This window comes from Halomonas sp. THAF12 (assembly GCF_009363675.1).
Lineage (GTDB): Bacteria > Pseudomonadota > Gammaproteobacteria > Pseudomonadales > Halomonadaceae > Halomonas > Halomonas smyrnensis.
In genome coordinates, this window is record NZ_CP045399.1 from 1,273,753 (window position 1) to 1,292,407 (window position 18,655).

The 18,655-nt window shown below is 67.1% G+C and carries 21 protein-coding genes and 2 tRNA genes; 10 read left to right on the plus strand and 13 right to left on the minus strand.

Annotated features, from left to right (window positions below; translation table 11 throughout):
- Nucleotides 1-14: 14 nt before the first annotated feature.
- The 10 genes from FIU88_RS05815 to FIU88_RS05860 all read right to left on the minus strand — a co-directional run bounded on the left by FIU88_RS05815 (nt 15) and on the right by FIU88_RS05860 (nt 5,430).
- A complete protein-coding gene (locus tag FIU88_RS05815; RefSeq protein WP_152478524.1) occupies nt 15-386 on the minus strand; it encodes a hypothetical protein in 372 nt (123 codons plus the stop codon).
- A complete protein-coding gene (locus tag FIU88_RS05820) occupies nt 383-949 on the minus strand; it encodes an N-acetylmuramoyl-L-alanine amidase (RefSeq protein WP_152478525.1) in 567 nt (188 codons plus the stop codon). Before FIU88_RS05820 ends, FIU88_RS05815 begins: the two co-directional genes overlap by 4 nt.
- Complete coding sequence (locus FIU88_RS05825) at nt 949-1,221, minus strand: phage holin family protein (RefSeq protein WP_152478526.1); 273 nt, start codon at nt 1,219-1,221, stop codon at nt 949-951. The genes FIU88_RS05820 and FIU88_RS05825 overlap by 1 nt, the downstream gene beginning before the upstream one ends.
- The gene (locus FIU88_RS05830) at nt 1,218-1,562 is read right to left on the minus strand and encodes a putative holin (protein WP_152478527.1); all 345 of its coding nucleotides are present in this window, start codon (nt 1,560-1,562) and stop codon (nt 1,218-1,220) included. The genes FIU88_RS05825 and FIU88_RS05830 overlap by 4 nt, the downstream gene beginning before the upstream one ends.
- 8 nt (nt 1,563-1,570) lie before the next feature.
- Entirely contained in the window at nt 1,571-1,783 is a 213-nt protein-coding gene (locus tag FIU88_RS05835; protein WP_152478528.1) for a tail protein X, read from the minus strand.
- Nucleotides 1,784-1,856: 73 nt separating this feature from the next.
- Nucleotides 1,857-2,327: a head completion/stabilization protein gene (locus FIU88_RS05840; RefSeq protein WP_152478529.1), complete on the minus strand. Its 471-nt coding sequence runs from the start codon at nt 2,325-2,327 to the stop codon at nt 1,857-1,859.
- A gap of 119 nt (nt 2,328-2,446) precedes the next feature.
- Nucleotides 2,447-2,842 (minus strand): Gp49 family protein, encoded by a 396-nt coding sequence (locus FIU88_RS05845; RefSeq protein ID WP_152478530.1) that lies wholly within the window; start codon nt 2,840-2,842, stop codon nt 2,447-2,449.
- Nucleotides 2,839-3,561: a phage terminase small subunit gene (gpM, locus tag FIU88_RS05850; protein WP_152478531.1), complete on the minus strand. Its 723-nt coding sequence runs from the start codon at nt 3,559-3,561 to the stop codon at nt 2,839-2,841. Before gpM ends, FIU88_RS05845 begins: the two co-directional genes overlap by 4 nt.
- Nucleotides 3,562-3,571: 10 nt before the next feature.
- Entirely contained in the window at nt 3,572-4,597 is a 1,026-nt protein-coding gene (locus FIU88_RS05855) for a phage major capsid protein, P2 family (protein WP_152478532.1), read from the minus strand.
- Nucleotides 4,598-4,611: 14 nt separating this feature from the next.
- A complete protein-coding gene (locus FIU88_RS05860) occupies nt 4,612-5,430 on the minus strand; it encodes a GPO family capsid scaffolding protein (protein WP_152478533.1) in 819 nt (272 codons plus the stop codon).
- Between the two features lie 142 nt (nt 5,431-5,572).
- Here FIU88_RS05860 and FIU88_RS05865 point away from each other — a divergent pair, with 142 nt between their 5' ends.
- From FIU88_RS05865 to FIU88_RS05880, 4 genes are all read left to right on the plus strand, one after another.
- On the plus strand, nt 5,573-7,348 hold the full coding sequence (locus FIU88_RS05865; RefSeq protein WP_152478534.1) for a terminase family protein: 1,776 nt from the start codon (nt 5,573-5,575) through the stop codon (nt 7,346-7,348).
- A complete protein-coding gene (locus FIU88_RS05870) occupies nt 7,345-8,436 on the plus strand; it encodes a phage portal protein (protein ID WP_152478535.1) in 1,092 nt (363 codons plus the stop codon). Before FIU88_RS05865 ends, FIU88_RS05870 begins: the two co-directional genes overlap by 4 nt.
- An 812-nt stretch (nt 8,437-9,248) precedes the next feature.
- Nucleotides 9,249-9,569, plus strand: coding sequence for a TraR/DksA C4-type zinc finger protein (locus FIU88_RS05875; protein WP_016856049.1), 321 nt, complete (start codon nt 9,249-9,251; stop codon nt 9,567-9,569).
- 37 nt (nt 9,570-9,606) lie between these two features.
- Nucleotides 9,607-10,212 (plus strand): hypothetical protein, encoded by a 606-nt coding sequence (locus FIU88_RS05880; RefSeq protein WP_172977668.1) that lies wholly within the window; start codon nt 9,607-9,609, stop codon nt 10,210-10,212.
- A gap of 10 nt (nt 10,213-10,222) precedes the next feature.
- On the opposite strand, the gene FIU88_RS05885 is transcribed toward FIU88_RS05880, so the two are convergent.
- Together FIU88_RS05885 and FIU88_RS05890 are read right to left on the minus strand one after the other, a co-directional pair.
- On the minus strand, nt 10,223-10,816 hold the full coding sequence (locus FIU88_RS05885) for a helix-turn-helix domain-containing protein (RefSeq protein WP_016856047.1): 594 nt from the start codon (nt 10,814-10,816) through the stop codon (nt 10,223-10,225).
- Nucleotides 10,817-10,930: 114 nt separating this feature from the next.
- Entirely contained in the window at nt 10,931-11,671 is a 741-nt protein-coding gene (locus tag FIU88_RS05890; protein WP_152478536.1) for an SDR family NAD(P)-dependent oxidoreductase, read from the minus strand.
- A gap of 179 nt (nt 11,672-11,850) precedes the next feature.
- Between FIU88_RS05890 and gltX the strand changes: the two genes are divergently transcribed.
- From gltX to FIU88_RS05905, 3 genes are all read left to right on the plus strand, one after another.
- Nucleotides 11,851-13,329: a glutamate--tRNA ligase gene (gene gltX, locus FIU88_RS05895; RefSeq protein WP_152478537.1), complete on the plus strand. Its 1,479-nt coding sequence runs from the start codon at nt 11,851-11,853 to the stop codon at nt 13,327-13,329.
- A 149-nt stretch (nt 13,330-13,478) separates the two neighbouring features.
- Nucleotides 13,479-13,554: transfer RNA gene (locus FIU88_RS05900), tRNA-Ala, on the plus strand.
- A gap of 22 nt (nt 13,555-13,576) precedes the next feature.
- Nucleotides 13,577-13,652, plus strand: a tRNA-Glu gene (locus FIU88_RS05905).
- 753 nt (nt 13,653-14,405) lie between these two features.
- Here the strand turns inward: FIU88_RS05905 and gltA are convergent.
- The gene (gene gltA / locus FIU88_RS05910) at nt 14,406-15,692 is read right to left on the minus strand and encodes a citrate synthase (protein ID WP_152478538.1); all 1,287 of its coding nucleotides are present in this window, start codon (nt 15,690-15,692) and stop codon (nt 14,406-14,408) included.
- Nucleotides 15,693-16,149: 457 nt separating this feature from the next.
- Here gltA and sdhC point away from each other — a divergent pair, with 457 nt between their 5' ends.
- Genes sdhC through sdhA form a run of 3 tightly spaced genes read left to right on the plus strand, consistent with a single transcriptional unit; the run spans nt 16,150 to nt 18,644 of the window.
- Nucleotides 16,150-16,527, plus strand: a complete 378-nt coding sequence (gene sdhC, locus FIU88_RS05915; protein WP_026068553.1) for a succinate dehydrogenase, cytochrome b556 subunit — start codon at nt 16,150-16,152, stop codon at nt 16,525-16,527.
- A complete protein-coding gene (sdhD, locus tag FIU88_RS05920) occupies nt 16,521-16,868 on the plus strand; it encodes a succinate dehydrogenase, hydrophobic membrane anchor protein (protein WP_016856042.1) in 348 nt (115 codons plus the stop codon). The genes sdhC and sdhD overlap by 7 nt, the downstream gene beginning before the upstream one ends.
- 3 nt (nt 16,869-16,871) lie before the next feature.
- On the plus strand, nt 16,872-18,644 hold the full coding sequence (gene sdhA, locus FIU88_RS05925; RefSeq protein ID WP_152478539.1) for a succinate dehydrogenase flavoprotein subunit: 1,773 nt from the start codon (nt 16,872-16,874) through the stop codon (nt 18,642-18,644).
- Nucleotides 18,645-18,655: the final 11 nt, after the last annotated feature.

Here is an 18,655-nt window from a genome sequence, read left to right on the forward strand (position 1 = left end):
CCTTGCCGGTGCCGTCAGTCAGCCGGGACAGTGCTGCCGGGCAGGGCGTCATCAGGCTCTGCTGGATCGGGGGCGGTGCCGGCGGCGGCGTGGTTGAGCAGGCGGATAGCGTCAGACTCAAGGCACACGCGGCGATAGATGGGCTTCTCGATTTCACGGATCACTCCTCGGTCGATGATGCGCTCGCCGGCCTCGAGCTCGGCCAGGCGGTCCTCGACGGCGCGGGCGATCGTCGACTCGCGCGCCATGGCGGCGTCGATGGCGGCCTCGGCGGCCTGCATGGCGCTGAGGCGCTGGCTGTCCTCCAGCCAGCCCCGGGCGAACCAGCCGCCGGCGGCGGTGCCGGCAAGCAGCAGGGCCAGGGCGAGCAGGCGGGCGCGGCTCATGCCGGGCGCTCCAGGGCCGCGGCGCAGATCTCATTGACCAGGACGTCACCCACGGCCTCGACGCAGCGGCGCCGATTGGCGATGTACGCCGTCAGGTCGCGCTTGTTGGTCAGGAAGAACAGCTCGACGATCAGGCCGCCGCCCTGGCTGATGTAGGCCAGCCGGCTGTGCTGCCCGCTGGCCTCGCCTTTGGCACCGCGGTTGGCGATGCCCAGGGCGTCGGCGATGGCCTGGCAGAGGGCATTGCCCAGCGGGTGGTGATGGCCGGCGCTGAGGGTCTCGACGCCGGTGGCGGCCGGGCTGCCCGCGGCGTTGCAGTGAAACTCGACGGCCAGGTCGTGGCCCTTGGCGGCGCCCACGGCGTCGCGCAGCGGGAGGTTCTCGCCGGGCGCGCCGTCGCGATCGACGATGACGCGCTCGGCCAGGTAGTCGGCCAGCAGGTCGCGAAACTCGAGGACGATGGCGGCCTCGGTGTGGCCGTGGGCCACGGCGCCGGGATCGCGCTCGCTGTGGCCGGCGGAGATGAACAGGGTCTTTTCCTGCAGGGCGACGTACTGGCGCATCAGAACCTCCAGGGCGGGCGCAGCAGGTGGGCAAGGTTGCCGCCGGCGAGCAGCAGCATCACGGCGAACGCCGGCAGCAGGATCGCCAGCCAGGCATCCCGCGGCGCGCCGGTGGCCAGCACCTCGGCGATCGCCACGGCGCAGGCGGCGATGCTGGCCCAGGCGGCGACGCCGATCCCGGGGCGGTAGCGGCTGCCGCGGCGGCGATAGGTGATCAGGCGCAGGATGATCACCAAGGCGGCGATCAGGGTGACGATTCCGGAGACGGTCATTTCCTCCCTCCCAGCCAGGCCTTGAGATCGAGGGTCTTCACGCCGTCGATGGCCCGCAGCCCGGCGGTGACGGTGACGGCGGCGGCGATGAAGGCGGACACGGCGCTCTGCTCGAGCATGTCGCCGAGCAGGGCCGGCCCGCCCAGGTAGCCGATGGCGAACGAGATCAGCAGGTAGGCGAAGCGCTCGAAGATCCCGAGATCCTTGGCGCTGATCACGAACAGGGTGGCGCCGCAGAACGCGCCCACCACGGCGTTGGCATCGATGCCGGGCAGCATGCCGATGACGGCGGCGGTGAGGGTAGCGGTGCCTGCGGCGGCGGCGGTGCTGGGTTCGGCCATGGTGTCCTCTAGGTCCAGAGCTGGATGGTGTCGGCGATGGTCGGCTCGGCGGCCTGTTCGTCGGGCAGGGTGACGAGGGTGCCGTGGGGCAGCACCGGGCCGAGGTCGGCCAGGCCCGGGTTGAGCGCGAGGGCCTGCTCGGTGACGCCGGCGGTGCGGCCGAGCACGCGCTGGCATAGCGCGTCGAGGGTCTCGCCCTGGTGGGCGCGCACGTCGGGCATCAGACCAATCCTCCGGGAGAGGATTGGAACAGCGCGCAGCGCTGGCCCGCAGGGTGAACGCCAGGGATGGTGTTCATATCAGCTCCACGGTGGAGTGCGCCCGGCCTTCGATCTCGGCCACGGCCCAGCGGGCATCGCGGCGGAGGTCGTCGGCGGCCTCGTCCTTGGCCTCGCCGCGCTCGTCGCCGTCCTGGGTAGCGGAGACGTCGCGATAGCGCTCGAGCAGGCTGGCGTGGGCGGTGGCGTAGACGGCGCGGCGGTAGAGCAGGGCGTAGTTGTCGGGCAGGGCCCAGACCGGCGGCGCCACGGCCTCCAGGGTGGCGGCGCCGTCGTCCTGGCGGGCGAGCTGCCAGTCGGCGAGCTGGCGATTGACGTCGGCCATGGCCACCTGCAGCGCCTGCACCAGGCGCGGCACGGTGACGGTGCCGTCCAGCCGGGTGGCCTCGCGGAAGTCCGCCGGCTCGATGGCCGGCCAGAAACCGTTGTTCTCCAGCGTCTCGGGGTCGGCAGGGGCGGTGCCGGTACCGGCGGCGATCATGGACATGGCGGCGACTCTCGCTCAGGTCGGAATAGGAAGGGGGTGGACCGGGATCGACGAGATGGGACCGCAGTCCGCTCTCCCCCGGTGCCCCCTTGGCGTCGGCGTGCGACTCGGTGGCGGCGTCAGGTGCTGGCCTGATCGCCTGCGTTCAGTTTCTCGCGGAGGAGGTAGCCCTCCAGGGTCCAGATCTTCTCGCGGGCGTTCTGCCGGGCGATTCGACGTCCGATCTCGGGGTCGAAGTTCTCAGGCGACGCGCACGCACTTTCGCCGGTCACGGTGAAGCCGTTGCGCAGCACCAGGACGCAGAAGGTCAGCAGCGGCAGTGCTGTGGCGTTCAGGTCGTTCGGCATTGACCCGACGTGAACATCACCATTGGCCTTGTAGGCCCCCAGCGCGCCCTCGGCGGCCGTGAAGTAGTGCTCGCTTTCGATCACGCTCTCGATGTGCTCCGGCGTGACGCGCGGAGCCGTCAGGACCTTGGTCTGGATCTCGGTTTCAAGCTGCTGTTCCTGGTTCATGCTTCGCCTTCCTTGCCGGTCGCGGCGTTCTTGAGCTCGCGCTCGAGCTTCTCGATGTCCTTCTTCACCCCGACGCGGTCGTTCAGCTCCAGGGCGCGGCGCAGGTGCTCGAGCGCCTCGGCGGCGTGGCCACCTCGGGCGCGCTGGGCGTAGCCCAGGGCCTTGTGCAGCTTGGCGCGCACCGGGTCGTGCATGTCGGCGTCGCGGGTCAGCGCCTCGGCGCGGCTGAGGTGCATGGACAGCTCGGCGGCCGCGTTGGCGGCGGTGGTGCGGGCCTCCTCGCTGTCCTGAACCGGGGCCTCGAGCTGCTTGATGGCCTCCTCGGCGAGCTGCTCGGCGAGGATCGAGGCGGTGTCACGCTCGAAGCGGTCGGGGGCGTCGAGGCCGTGGCGCAGGGCGTACTCGGCGATGGCCAGGGCGCCGGCCAGGTCGCCGACGTCGAGCCGCCAGATCATGACGGTCATCACGACGTCGTCCTGGGCGCCGGACCCGGCCTCGAGCACGCCGGCGACGTAGCTCTCGAACTCGGGCAGGATCTCGCGCTTCTTGGCGATCTTCTGCTCGGTGCTCTTGATGCCCTTGAGGGTGCGCCGGGCCTCCCACAGCGCGGCGGCGTGCAGCTCGTACTGCTCGCCGGTCTGGGGGCGGCCGGGATCGGCGGCCCCCGCCGCTTTCGCGGCGGTGACGCGCTGATAGTGCTTGCGGGCGGGGCTATGCATTCAGGCCTCCTTAGGCGCCGGTCCAGTCGCCGAAGACGATGTTTTCCACCAGGCAGCCGGCACCGAAGTCCTCGACCACGTAGGCGTCGTTGGAAGACTCGTAGTTCTCGACGCGCTTGCGCTTGGGCTCGTCCTTGAGGTACCGGCGGCGGCTGCCGCGCTGCCAGTAGATGGAGAGGTTCTCCGGCGGGGTGATCAGCAGGCTGCCGCCGGGCATGTAGGGAACCCGGGCCGCCTGCTGGCCGCCCATGCGCTTCTGGCTGATCATCATGTCCAGCACCTGGGCCTCGGTGGGCGTGCCGGCGTGCTCCTGCAGCAGTGGGAAGTACTTGTCGGCGAGCAGCTCGCGGCCGGTGATCGCGCGCAGGGCGGTGGACTCGCGATGCCAGGGGTCGATCATCTCGTTGACGACGTCGTACACCAGGGCGTCGAGGTTGGCGTAGTCGCCGCCGGGGCCGACGCGTACCTCGCCGGAGGAGGCCACCACCTCGCTGAGCACGCGGGACGGGGCGTTGTCGCGGTACTGCTGCAGCCAACCGATGTTGACGTCCTCGAGCAGCGGGTTGGCGACGCGGTCGGTTTCGACGGCGGCACTGGTGCCGTTGAAGCCGATCATGATCCGGTCCAGCGCCTGCTGGCGGATGATCATGTTGCGCACGCGGGCCTGGAAGTCGCGGAACTTGGCCCAGGCGTCCAACTTGCTCCACGGCAGGTAGGTGTCGAACTCGGTGGAGCGGCACTCGTAGCCGTTGGCGTCCAGGGTGCTCAGGTCGCGCGGGGTGCGGTCGTTGGCGGTGGTGTCGGTGCGGCCGGCGATCGGGCCGGACAGGCCGAGGCCGAGCTTTTCGCCCTTGAGTTCGTCGACGCCGATGATGTTGATGCTGGCCAGGAAGTCGCTGGTCTCCTGCATCTTGGTCTCCAGCGTCTGCTGGACGCTGGGATCGACGGCGAAGGACTCGCCGGCGCTGGGCACGCCCGACAGCTGGGCGACGCGCTCGGCGAAGTTGTTGAAGGCTTGGCGGGTATCGTTGCGCATGGGGTCGGGTGTCCTCAGCAGTCGGTCAGTTCGGCGCCGCCGTTACCACCCAGGGCGGGCGTGCGGTCAGGGGTGTCGGGGGTGCGGTCGAGCTTGGTGTAGAGCTCGTCGAGCTTGGTCTTGGTCGCCTCGTGGGCGGACTTCAGCTCGTTGAAGGCCTCGGCGGTGGGGCGGGCTTCGAGGTCATCGGCCAGCGCCTTGTGCTTCTCGACGAACAGCTCGAGGGTCTGCTCGAGGTCCTTGCTGAAGGCGGCGAAGCCCTTGGCGGTCTTGGCGTCGTGCTTCTTGAACAGCGCCGTGACGCGCTCCATCAGGCTCGGGCCGTTGTCGGCCGAAGGCGTCTCGGTGAAGTCGAGCGCGATCTCGACGGCCTCGGAAAATACGTTCTCCGGGTGTTGCTTGCGGGCGGCGAGCGGGGAGGACTGCCCGGCCTGGCGAGAGAACTTGAGCATCTCGGTGCCGAGGCTGGCCGGGGAATCGGTGACCGCCAGGCCCTCGAGGTAGGCCTCGCCGGTGTCCGCGAACTTGGGGTTCACCTCGATCGAGGTGTACACCTTCTGGCGCTGCTCATTGATCTGCTTGAGCTGGTCGGTCGGATCGATGTCCGCGAACAGGCCGAGCTTGCCGTCCTCAACTTCCCGCGCCTCCACGGCGGTGACGTCGCCCAGCGCCGGGAAGGGGCCGTCGGCGAACAGGCCCCGGTTGTGCTCCAGCCAGACACGGGCACCGTATTTGGCGGGGTCGTAGTTGGCGGCCATCTGCGTGATCCAGTCACGCGAGATCTCCCGGCCGTCGGTGGTGGCGCCTTCGGTGGCGACGCGGAAAAAGGGCATAGCGTGTCCTCGGATTGGCTGTCTGACGATGGCGTCAGGTTCCGCGCCCCGCGTGATTGCCTCAATCACCGGCGGTTGTGCCGTGCCGCTCCCACAAATGGCCGCGCCATCGCGCTCCAGGACGCGCGGGTAGGCTGGCCGCATGACGACATCAGCCCCCGACACCCTCGAATCCCCGCGCCTGACGGCCCGCCATCTCTACTGGCAGGGCTGGCGGGTGGCGCGCATCGCCGAGTTTCTCGACCTCAAGGCGCCGACCGTTCACAGCTGGAAGGAGCGCGACGGCTGGGAGGAGGCCACGCCCACCCAGCGCGTGGAGGGCGCGCTCGAGGCGCGGCTGGTGCAGCTGATCGGCAAGGAGGCCAAGGAGGGCAAGGACTTCAAGGAGATCGACCTGCTCGGCCGGCAGATCGAGCGGCTGGCCCGGGTGCATCGGTACCAGGAGACGGGCAAGGAAGGCGACCTCAACCCGAACATCGAGCGGCGTAACGCCGGCGAGAAGAAGAAGCCCCGGCGCAACGCCCTGGACGAGGAACAGGTCGAGCAGCTGAAGGCGGCGTTCCTGGAGACCTGCTTCCAGTACCAGATCGACTGGTACGAGGCCGGCCAGAAGCACCGCATCCGCAACATCCTCAAGTCGCGCCAGATCGGCGCCACCTTCTTCTTCGCCCGCGAGGCGATCGTCGACGCCTTCGAGACCGGGCGTAACAAGATCTTTCTCTCGGCCTCGAAGGCGCAGGCCCACATTTTCCGCAACTACATCGTTCAGTTCGTCAAAGAGACCTGCGACGTCGACCTCAAGGGCGATCCGATCGTGCTCGATAACGGCGCCGAGCTGCACTTCCTGGGCACCAACGCCAAGACGGCCCAGGGCTATCACGGCGACGTCTACCTCGATGAATATTTCTGGATTCACCGCTTCCAGGAGTTCCGCAAGGTCACGTCGGGCATGGCGATGCACAAGAAGTGGCGCCAGACGTATTTCTCGACGCCCTCGAGCCTGGGCCACGAGGCCTATCCGTTCTGGTCCGGCGAGCTGTTCAACAAGCGGCGCAAGAAGAGCGAGCGCCAGGAGTTCGACGTCAGCCACGCCGCGCTGGCCGGCGGAGCGCTGTGCCCAGATGGACACTGGCGGCAGATCGTCACCGTTGAGGATGCCATCGCCGGTGGGTGCGACCTGTTCGACCTGGACCAGCTGCGCCTCGAGTACAGCCCCGACGAGTACGCGAACCTGCTGATGTGCCAGTTCGTCGACGACAGCCAGTCGGCGTTTCCGCTCAGTCTGGTGCACCCCTGCATGGTCGACGCCTGGGAGGTCTGGGACGACTACCGGCCCTACGCGCCGCGCCCGGTGGGCGACCGCGGGGTGTGGATCGGCTACGACCCGACCGGCACCGGCGAGGACGGCGACGGCGCGGGCCTGGTGGTGGTGCTGCCGGCGCGCACCGCGGACGAGAAGCACCGCATCCTGGAGCGCCACCGCCTCAAGGGCGAGGACTACGCGGCCCAGGCGGCGTTCATCCGCTCGTTCCAGGACAAGTACCGCATCGAGCACATCGGCATCGATGTCAGCGGCCTGGGCGAGGCGGTGGCCGAGCACGTCGAGAAGTGGTTCCCGACGCTCACCCGCTTCCGCTATGACCCGGCGGTGAAAGGCCGGCTGGTCATGCAGGCCCAGCAGATCATGCGCAAGAGCCGGCTCGAGTTCGATGCCGGCTGGAGCGACATGGCGCAGTCGTTCATGGCCATCAAGCGGGAGCTCACCGCCTCCGGCCGCCAGTACACCTACACCAGCGGGCGCAGCCAGGCGACCGGTCACGCCGACCTGGCCTGGGCCGCCATGCACGCCCTCAGCAATGAACCGATCGACGGCCCCGCCGAGGGGGCCGGCCAGTCCCTCATGGAGATGTACGAATGACCGCCACCGAGAAACCCCGCGTCCGCGTTCCGGCCTACTCGACAAGCGATGGCGGCAGTCCGTCAACCGAATCGCCCGCTGCGTCAACGCCGCCACAGGCCCAGGCGTTCAGCTTCGGCGACCCGGAGCCGGTCACCAGCATGCGCGACGTCTGGTACGAGGGGATTCACATCACCGCGGAGGAGTGGTTCGAGCCGCCGGTGCCGCTGGAGATTCTCGCCAAGAGCTACCGGGCCACCGCGCACCACGGCAGCGCGCTCCAGGTGAAGCGCAACATCCTGCTCAGGACGTTCAAGCCGCACCCGCTGCTGGGCCGCCGGGCGTTCTCGGCACTGGCCCTGGACTACCTGGTGTTCGGCAACGGCTACCTCGAGGAGGTGCGCGGGCGGCTGGGCAAGCGGCTGCCGTTCCGCCACCTGGCCGCCAAGTACATGCGCCGCGGGCTGGGGGATCGCTACTGGTGGGCGCCCAACTACCTGGAGCGCACCGAGCTGCCGCGGGGTAGGGTAGTGCACCTGCTCGAGCCGGACATCGACCAGGGCATCTACGGCGTGCCGGACTACATCGGCAGCCTGCAGTCGGCATGGCTGAACGAGAACGCCACGCTGTTCCGCCGGCGCTACTACCTCAATGGCAGCCATGCCGGGTTCATCATGTACGTCAGCGATCCGGCCCAGGACCAGAAGGACATCGACGCCATGCGCCAGGCGCTCCGGGAGTCGAAGGGCGTGGGCAACTTCAAGAACCTGTTCATGTACTCGCCCAACGGCAAGAAGGACGGGGTGCAGATCATCCCCGTGTCGGAGGTCGCGGCGAAGGACGACTTCTGGAACATCAAGAACATCACCCGGGATGACCAGCTCGCCGGCCACCGCATCCCGCCCCAGATGATGGGCATCATCCCACAGAACACCGGCGGCTTCGGCGACGTCGAGAAGGCGGCCCGGGTGTTCGTGGCGAACGAACTCGAGCCCCTCCAGGCCACCATGCGGGAGATCAACGAGTGGGCCGGCGAGGAGATCGTGCAGTTCGATCCCTACTCGCTGAGCGGCGACGAAGGCACCGGTCTCGACCCGACCCGGCGATAGCTCGCCGCTTCGCCAGCTACCACCAAGCATCATCATCAGGCCGCCCAATCGGGCGGCCTTTTCGTGCGCCCTCGCGAGCAATCCCGGTTGAGACGCATTTGTGCCTCTTAGTGCGTCTATCGCGCTGTGCGCCTGTCTGCCGGCCGCTGGCTCTCAGCCGATGCGCGACTCGGCTCGATCGTCGATCGCGCCGCAGGTGGCCAGCCAGCCACCCCTCCACCCCAGCGGCGCACCGCCGCGCGCCGTCGACACCCCGCCCCGCCTGCGCGCTAAACGTGCCGGTTTTTATGCACTCATGCACTAAGGCGCCAGGCCGCGCCGTTGAGCGGGTTCCGAGGGGTATGAGAGGGGCTTCGGCTTATGCGGATCTACGCGGTTTTGGGCGTTGGTTATGCACAGCAGTTCCCTTGTCGACGGGCCACGAAAAAGCCGGCGCCCGTGAGGGTCGCCGGCTTCCGTGGAATCTTGATGGTGTACCGATAGTGTACCAGCCGCCCTGCAAAGCCCGTGGTTGTGGGCTATATCGTCCCATCCATCATCGGGGCCACGGAGAAGGTGCGGTCAAGATCGGTCATCGGCGTCACGGGGTCGGTCGAGAAGCGCGTATTCTACCAGTCATGACGCGGGGTGCGAGTGCTGCAGGCGAGCGTGAAAGGCCTCGGCGACGATATCGTCCATACTCGCCAGGACGGAGGTGTGAAACGGCTGCTGAAGGAAGGGTGAATGGGGCGTCATGATCTCGGCGAATCCCGAGGCGAGCGGCCATCGCGTCTGGGATCGGCTGGCCGGGGGCGGAGGAAGGAGGGGAGACGATGAACGATCGCAGGGTCGCGCTGGAGCGGCTGAAAGAAGAGCTCGAGGCGCGTCTGGCTCGATACCGTCAGCACCGGGAGCGTCGCGCCGGTCCGCTGGACAAGGACATGGAGGATCAGCCGCTGGAGACGCGGGACGACGAGGTGGTGGCGTCGCTGGAGGCGGAAGCCGAGGACGAGCTGTCCCAGGTCCGCCATGCCCTGGCCCGGATCCGCGAGGGTCGGGGCGAGGCGTGCGAGTGCTGTGGCGAGCCGATCGAGGCGGGTCGCCTGGCGGCGGTGCCGCATGCGACCCTGTGTCGAGCGTGTCAGGGGGCGTGAGGCGCGAGTCGGACATTTCCGCACAGGGAGGACGGGCATGACAGCATGGCAGCGAAGCGTCCGGGTGACGGGCCTGGTGCTGGGGTTGGCCCTGGCCGGCTGCGGCGGCAGCGAGGACGGCGAATCGCCGGCCGATGAGCGGCTGGGCGGCGTGGCGCAGCCCGACACCGAGATCGAGGCGGCGTCCTCCGAACCGGCACCCGAGGTCGCGCCGTTCGACGAGGCGGTGAGCGTCGGCATCGATGCGCGGCTGCGCAGCGATCGCCGCCTGATGGTCGAGGGCACCACCAATCTGCCCGAGGCGACGCGCCTGCAGGTGCTGGTGGAGCGCGAGCTCAGCGGTGTGCGCTGGCAGGAGCGCACCGTGGTCGAGGCGGGAGGCGGCTTTGCGGCCGGTCCCTTCGGTCCGGGCAGCGGGTTGCCGGACGGCGGGTATCGCATCACCGTCAACATGCCGCCCGCCTCGGTGCAGCCGTCCGAGGTGCGGGCACGGCTGGGCGAGGAGGGGCAGCATCTGCGCGGTCCGCTGGTGCAGCCCTCGCGTCACGGACTGGGGCAGGTGATCAGCGCCAGTCAGCGCTTCCTGGTCGGCAGCGAGCCGCGGCATACCACCGACCAGGTGGAGGTCATGGAAGTGGAGTGAGCGTGCCGGCTCAGAGCGCCTCGAAGCGCCACAGGGCGACGACCTTGCCCAGCAGTCGGCAGTCGGGGGTGTAGGGCGTCGGCTCGGCGTCGTCCCGGCGCTGGAAGGTGAGCTCGCCCCTGGCGTCCTGCTGGACACGGCGCAGCGCCAGCCTGCCGGCTTCCTCGATCAGGTAGAGGCCCGGCTGACGAAAGATGTCGGTGGGGGCGATGGCGGCCAGGTCGTTCGGGTTCAGGTAGTCGAGCGCCTCGTCGGGGGCCGGTGTCACCAGGTGGCAGTCGCCGTCCCAGCGCTGTCCGGGGGTGAGCTCGATGGGCAGCTCGATGCCCTTGGCCTCGGTGCCTTCCCGGGCCCAGGGCGGCGGGCCGTCGGCCCGCAGGAACAGCGGGGCAGGCCGGCTGGCGTCGTTGTCGAGCAGCGCGGACAGCGGACAGCCGAGGGCGCCGGCCAGTGCCACCAGGCGCTCGTGGCCGATCTGCTTGATGGCCCCGGATTCCCAATAGGAGATGGTGACGTCCGAGACGCCGACTCGGCGGGCCAGGGCCGCCTTGTTGAGATTGGCCTCCAGGCGAAGTTGTTTGATCCGTGGGCCGAGTGTTTCCATGAACGTCGTCCTGTCTGAGGTCATCTACGAAGGGGGGGGCATGGCATGGTCTGCGATTGCCTGTAACTGTGCAATAGCGAGCATCAACGTTATGACCACCGACGCGTCCGAATGTCACCATGCGATGGGCTGGTCGTCCCAGTCCCTGAAGCCGCCGGTGTCCGACGGTGAGCGTCTGCTCAGCACCGTGAGCAGGCGTTCGGCCACGAAGTTCGGGGTGAACAGCTTGCCTTCGGGCACGCGTGCCTGGAAGGGCGCCGACAGCTCGGTGTCGGTGGTGCCGGGGTGCAGGCAGGTGACGCAGGCGTGGGGATTGAGGCGACGCAGCTCCACCGAGGCGGTCTTCATCAGCATGTTGTGAGCCGCCTTGCTGGCGCGATAGGCGTACCAGCCGCCCATCCGGTTGTCGTCGATGGAGCCGACCCGGGCCGAGAGGCTGCCGATCAGCACGGGGTGGCGCCCCTTGAGCGAGGGCGCGAGTGTCTTGAGCAGCAGCGCCGGGGTGGCGGCATTGACGTGGAACAGCCGGCCCAGGGCGTCGGCGTCGAGGTCCTCGAGCTTCTTCTCCGGCGTGATGCCGTCCGCCTCGTCGTGCAGCATGCCCATGGCATTGATCACCAGGTGCAGCCGTTGGCCGTCGAGGGCCTCGCCCAGTGCCGTCAGTCCCGGTTCGGTGCCGAGGTCCAGGGTGTGGCCGATCAGTCGCGGGTCGTCGCGGGTCACCGGCTGGCGGCTGACGGCGTGCAGGCGGGCCAGGCGCGGCTCGGCCAGCAGGGCGTCGATCAGGGCCGAGCCGATGCCGCCGGAGGCGCCGGTGACCAGGGCGGTGAAGCCGTCGGGCAGTTGGGGAAACATGGCGCTCCTTGCTGGCGGTGGCGTTGTGGATGGACCCTCTTGCCCGCCAATGATTCCACGGCGCGGCTGCCGGCGTCACGCGAGGCGCGTATAATGCGCGCATTCCTGGCCGCCCGCCGGCATGCCATCGGCTCAGTGGGGTGCCAGGGCTCCATTCCCCCGACCGGACCAAGGACGACATGACCGTACGTACCCGTATCGCGCCGTCTCCCACCGGCGATCCCCACGTGGGAACCGCCTACATCGCCCTGTTCAACCTGTGCTTCGCCCGTCAGCACGGCGGCGAGTTCATCCTGCGCATCGAGGATACCGACCGGGTGCGCTCGACCGCCGAGTCGGAGCAGATGATCCTCGATTCCCTGCGCTGGCTGGGGCTGGAGTGGGACGAGGGGCCCGACGTGGGCGGACCGCATGGCCCCTATCGGCAGAGCGAGCGCGGCGACATCTACGCCGAGCATGCGCGCAAGCTTATCGAGTCCGGTCATGCCTTCAAGTGCTACCGCACCAGCGAGGAGCTCGACGAGCTGCGCGAGACGCGCAAGGCCGCCGGCCTGCACCTGGCGCTGAAGCCGGCCGATCTGGCGCTGCCCGAGGAAGAGGTCGCCCGCCGCGAGCGCGAGGGCTGGCCCCATGTGGTGCGCATGCACGTGCCGGCCAGCGGCACCTGCGTGGTCGACGACATGCTGCGCGGTACCATCGAGGTCGACTGGGCCCAGGTGGACGCTCAGATCCTGCTCAAGTCCGACGGCATGCCGACCTACCACCTGGCCAACGTGGTCGACGACCACCTGATGGGCATCACCCACGTGCTGCGCGGCGAGGAGTGGATCAACTCCGCGCCCAAGCACCAGCTGCTGTACGAGTACTTCGGCTGGCCGATGCCGACACTCTGCCACATGCCGCTGCTGCGCAACCCGGACAAGTCGAAGCTCTCCAAGCGCAAGAACCCGACCTCGATCAACTACTACCGGCGCATGGGGTTCCTGCCACAGGCGGTGACCAACTATCTCGGTCGCATGGGTTGGTCAATGCCGGACGAGCGTGAGAAGTTCACCCTCGACGAGATGATGAGCCACTTCGACGTGCAGCGGGTCTCGCTGGGCGGGCCGGTGTTCGACCTGCAGAAGCTGAGCTGGCTCAACGGCCTCTACATCCGCGAGGACCTGGACGACGACGCCTTCCTCAAGGCGTTGCGTGACTGGGCCTTCAACGAGGCGTACGTGCGCCAGATCCTGCCGCAGGTGCGCCCGCGGGTGGAGACGCTGTCCGACGTGATGCCGCTGGCCGGCCACTTCTTCTCCGGCGTGCCGGCGATCGAAGAGGGCGACTTCGACGGCGTCAAGCTCGGCCGCGAGGACCTGGTGAAGCTGCTGCAGTTCCTGACCTGGCGCCTCGAGACCGTGCCGGCCTGGCAAAAGGTCGCCCTGCTGGCCGAGGTCAAGGCGCTGGCCGCGCACTTCGAGCTCAAGATGAAGGACTTCCTGGCGCCGGTCTTCATCGCCATCACCGGCTCCGCCGCCAGCACCTCGGTGATGGATGCCATGGCGATCCTCGGCTCGGACATGACCCGGGCGCGCCTGCGCCACGCCATCGCGGTGCTGGGCGGCGTGTCCAAGAAGCAGGCCAAGCGCTTCGAGAAGGAATACCGCGAACTCTGACGCGGCGTTCACAGTGCCAGGCGGTGCCGTCGGCGCGCCTGGCACTTCGCGCGCCAAGGGGCAGGGGGAGAGCGGAGCAGAAAATTCGCACTTCCCCGTTGACGAAGGCGAAGCGAATCAGTACTATACGCCTCGTCTTCACGACATGTGGGGCCTTAGCTCAGCTGGGAGAGCGCAACACTGGCAGTGTTGAGGTCAGCGGTTCGATCCCGCTAGGCTCCACCATCAACGTCATCGAAGATGATGCGTCCCATTCGTCTAGTGGTCCAGGACACCGCCCTTTCACGGCGGTAACAGGGGTTCGAACCCCCTATGGGACGCCACTACATTCTGCTTATACCTTCCCGGACGCTTCAGGCGTCTTTTTTTGTCTCCGCCGTTGGCGCCCTGGGGTGCCATGCCGTGCGGGACTCATGCTTTTCCCCTAGAAAAGGCCGTTCCTGGCCTTGACTTGTCCACTTGAGCGGTTCCTGACGCAATGCTTGTTCACAGCATCGCGGCAAAAGCCCGTGGTTATGGGGTTTTTAAATTAGTGCTTTAAAATCAAAGGCTTGAGTGCGATCAAATTTTGATCAATCTGAGCGCGACCCGCTGCCCATGGCGATTCTGAGCGATTCCCCAACGGTTTTGAACAGGTTTATCCACAGATTGTGTGGAAAACGCTGCGAAACGGCGTCAGTACGATGACAGCGGTGGAAGAGCCGGGCTGGCACCCTGCGCGGTTGCGCTCGGCGCGGAAGTGAGGGGGGGTGGAAGTGAGAGGGGTGGGGTGGTGCTCGCGGCATCGCCACCCGACGATGCCGTCAGGGCGTCGGAAGGGCCCGCAGAGGGCGTCGGTGTGAGGCGTCGGTATCTGGGTGGGGCAGGGCGGCGTCACCCTCTGCGACGCTCCTGCGGCAGCTGGGCGAGGGGCGGGCCAGGGGGGGGGGCGTCGATGCGGTATCGAGGGGCGCCGAGCGGGGAGGTGGCGGTTCGTCGCCGAGGATCGTCACACACCGGAAGTGCACCGCGGGCCACAAACGCAAGAAGGCCGCCCCGAGGGGCGGCCTTCTTCGTCCGGGCGAGTCGTTCGCCGATTACTTGGCGGGGTAGTCGCGCTGGGTGTGGCCGGTGTAGAGCTGGCGCGGACGGCTGATCTTGTAGCTGTCGCTGAGCATCTCGTGCCAGTGGGAGATCCAGCCGATGGTGCGGGACACCGCGAAGATCACGGTGAACATGTTGGTCGGGATGCCCATGGCCTTGAGGATGATTCCGGAGTAGAAGTCGACGTTCGGGTAGAGCTTGCGCTCGACGAAGTACTCGTCTTCCAGGGCGATCTGCTCGAGGCGCTTGGCGATCTTGAGCTGCGGGTCGTCGGCCTTGCCCAGCTGCTCCAGGACCTCGTCGCAGGTCTCCTTCATGACCTTGGCGCGCGGGTCGAAGTTGCGATAGACGCGGTGACCGAAGCCCATGAGCTTGAACGGGTCGTTCTTGTCCTTGGCCTTGTCGATGAAGCGCTGGATGTTCTCTTCGGAATCGTCGCCGATCTCGTCGAGCATGTTCAGCACCGCCTCGTTGGCGCCGCCGTGGGCCGGGCCCCACAGGGCCGCGATGCCGGCGCTGATGCAGGCAAACGGATTGGCGCCGGTGGAGCCGGCCAGGCGCACCGTGGAGGTGGAGGCGTTCTGCTCGTGGTCGGCGTGGAGCATGAAGATGCGATCCATCGCCTTGGCGAACACCGGGTTGATCTCGTAGTCCTCGCACGGGTTGCTGAACATCATGTAGAGGAAGTTCTCTGCATAGTTCAGGTCGTTGCGCGGATAGACGAACGGCTGGCCCACGTTGTACTTGTGGGACATGGCCGCGATGGTCGGCATCTTGGCGATCAGGCGGATGGCGCTGATCTCGCGGTCTTCCTGCTTGGTGATGTCGAGATGGTCGTGATAGAAGGCCGCCAGGCCGCCGACCACGCCGCACAGGATCGACATCGGGTGGGCGTCGCGACGGAAGCCCTTGAAGAAGTTGGCCAGCTGCTCGTGCACCATGGTGTGGTGGGTCACGCGCTCCGCGAACTCGGCGTACTGCGCGTCGTTGGGCAGCTCGCCGAACAGCAGCAGATAGCACAGTTCGACGAAGTCGGACTGCTTGGCCAGCTGGTCGATCGGGTAGCCGCGGTGAAGCAGCACGCCCTTGCCGCCATCGATGTAGGTGATGGCGGACTGGCAGGAGGAGGTCGCCATGAAGCCGGGGTCATAGGTGAACAGGCCCTCGGCGCCCAGGCCGCGAACGTCGATGACATCCGGCCCCGCGGCGCCCGAGTAGACCGGCAGCTCGATCGTTTTCTCCAGGCCTTCTACCGTCAACGTTGCTTTCCTGTCAGCCATAACTGGCCTCCTCTCGAGTTCTTGGTGGCGCGATAAGTCGTGATTTCGCGGAACTTGCCGGCGAAAAGGTTCGCCCACTATAGAAGCGTCTTTTCGATTGTCAATTCATCCATCGATGCTGGTCTGTTGTTCGGGAGGTGTTTTTTGTATAGCTTTTGTATCGGGTATGGTGCCTTGCACCATGCTGGGGCGATCGGTCGCATGGCAGGCTCATGACACTGCCAAGCGGCCGAGAGGCGGAGTTTTTTTCGCCATCATGCGCCTCCCGCCATGGTCTGGTTGGCAAGCTAGTGATTTGTCATCGATGTGGGCATGGCCCTATAATCCAGTCCCGCGACTGGCAGGAAAAGGGAGATCGTGACCCGCAAGGCATGATCGTTCTCCTTCCCGAAACCACCGCCCGTGTCGGGCTCTCCACGAGTGCCCAGGAACGGGCCAAGAGAGTGTGTAGAGAGCCGTGAATAGCAAACGACCCGTAAATCTGGATCTGTCCACGATACAGTTCCCCCTCCCCGCCTTGACGTCGATCGCCCACCGCATCACCGGCGTCATCCTCTTCATCGGCCTGATCTTCGGCTTCTGGGCGCTGGATGCCTCGCTGTCTTCTCCGGAAGGCTTCGCCGCGGTCAGCGATGCCCTGGCTCACAATGTGCTGGCCAAGCTGATTGCCTGGGGGCTGCTGTCCGCCCTGGCGTTTCACTTCGTGGCCGGCGTCAAGCACCTGCTGATGGACGCCGACATCGGCGTGACCCTCGAAGGTGGCGTCAAGAAGGCGCAGATCACCGTCGTGGCAAGCGCGGTCCTGATCATTCTGGCTGGAGTCTGGGTATGGTAACCAACATCACGAACTTCGGGCGCAGCGGGCTGTCCGACTGGCTCGTTCAGCGCGTCTCGGCCGTTATTCTGGCCCTCTACACACTCTTCATCGTCGGCTACCTGCTGCTCCACCCCGGTCTCGACTACGCGACCTGGAGCGGGCTCTTCGACCAGACCTGGATGCGCATCTTCTCGCTGCTGGCCTTCGTGTCCCTGTCCGCCCACGCCTGGGTGGGGCTGTGGACCGTGACCACCGACTATCTCAAGCCGACCGGCATTCGTCTTGCCGTCCAGACCGTCATCATCCTGGCCATCTTCGTGTTCCTGGTCTGGGGTATTCAAGTCCTGTGGGGAGCCTGATCCATGTCCAACATGCGTAGCCTGACCTTCGACGCCATCATCATCGGCGGTGGCGGTTCCGGCCTGCGGGCCGCCCTCGAGCTGGCCAAGTCCGGCAAGAAGACCGCCGTGCTGTCCAAGGTCTTCCCGACCCGCTCGCACACCGTGTCCGCCCAGGGCGGCATCACCTGTGCCATCGCCTCCGCCGACCCCAACGACGACTGGCGCTGGCACATGTACGACACCGTCAAGGGCGGCGACTACATCGCCGACCAGGACGCGGCCGAGTACATGTGCTCCGAGGGTCCCAAGGCGGTCTTCGAGCTCGAGCACATGGGCCTGCCGTTCTCCCGCTTCGACAACGGCCGCATCTATCAGCGCCCGTTCGGCGGCCAGTCCAAGAACTTCGGTCAAGGCGGCCAGGCGGCCCGTACCTGTGCCGCGGCGGACCGTACCGGTCATGCCCTGCTGCATACCCTTTACCAGAACAACCTGAAGAACAATACCACCTTCCTCAACGAGTGGTACGCCGTCGACCTGGTCAAGAACGCCAACGGCGACGTCGTCGGCTGCATCGCCATGGACATCGAGTCCGGCGAAGTGGTGCACATCAAGTCCAAGGCCACCGTGCTGGCCACCGGCGGTTCCGGCCGCATCTATGCCTCCACCACCAATGCCCTGATCAACACCGGTGACGGCATCGGCATGGCGCTGCGCGCCGGCTTCCCGATGCAGGACATGGAGATGTGGCAGTTCCACCCGACCGGCATCTACGGCGCCGGCACCCTGGTCACCGAGGGGTGCCGCGGCGAGGGCGGCTACCTGGTCAACAAGGACGGCGAGCGCTTCATGGAGCGTTATGCCCCCAACGCCAAGGACCTGGCCGGCCGCGACGTGGTCGCGCGCTCCATGGTCATGGAGATCCTCGAGGGTCGTGGCTGCGGCGAGAACGGCGACCACGTCTACCTCAAGCTCGACCACCTCGGCGAGGAAGTCCTCGGTAAGCGTCTGCCGGGCATCGTCGAGCTGTCCAAGACCTTCGCCCACGTGGATCCGGCCAAGGAGCCGATCCCGGTCGTGCCGACCTGTCACTACATGATGGGCGGCGTGCCGACCAACGTGCACGGCCAGGCCATCATGCAGGACGGCGACGGCAACGATCAGATCGTCAACGGCCTCTACGCCGTCGGCGAGGCGGCCTGCGTGTCGGTCCACGGCGCCAACCGCCTGGGCGGCAACTCGCTGCTCGACCTGGTGGTGTTCGGTCGCGCGGCCGGCATGTTCATCGAGAGCGCGCTCAACGAGGGCGTCGAGTACCTGGCGGCCAGCGATTCCGACGTCGAGTCGGCCATGAAGCGCATCAACCGCTGGAACGAGTCCGAGGACGGCGAGACCGTGCCCGAGCTCAAGCGTGCGCTGCAGGACATCATGCAGAACGCCTTCGGCGTCTTCCGTCAGGAAGAGAACATGCAGAAGGGCGTCCAGCAGCTGGCCGAGCTGCGTGAGCGCATCAACAACGCTTACCTGCCGGACAAGTCCAACACCTTCAACACCGCCCGGGTCGAGGCCCTCGAGCTCGACAACCTGATGGAAGTCGCCGAGGCCACCGCCATCGCGGCCCTCGAGCGCAAGGAGAGCCGTGGTGCCCACTCACGCTACGACTACCCGGATCGCGACGACGTCAACTGGCTGAAGCACTCCATGTATTTCCCGGCCGAGAAGCGCCTGGGGCAGCGTGATGTGAACTTCGCGCCCAAGACCGTCGATATGTTCGAACCGAAAGTCCGTACCTACTGAGGGGAGTCACG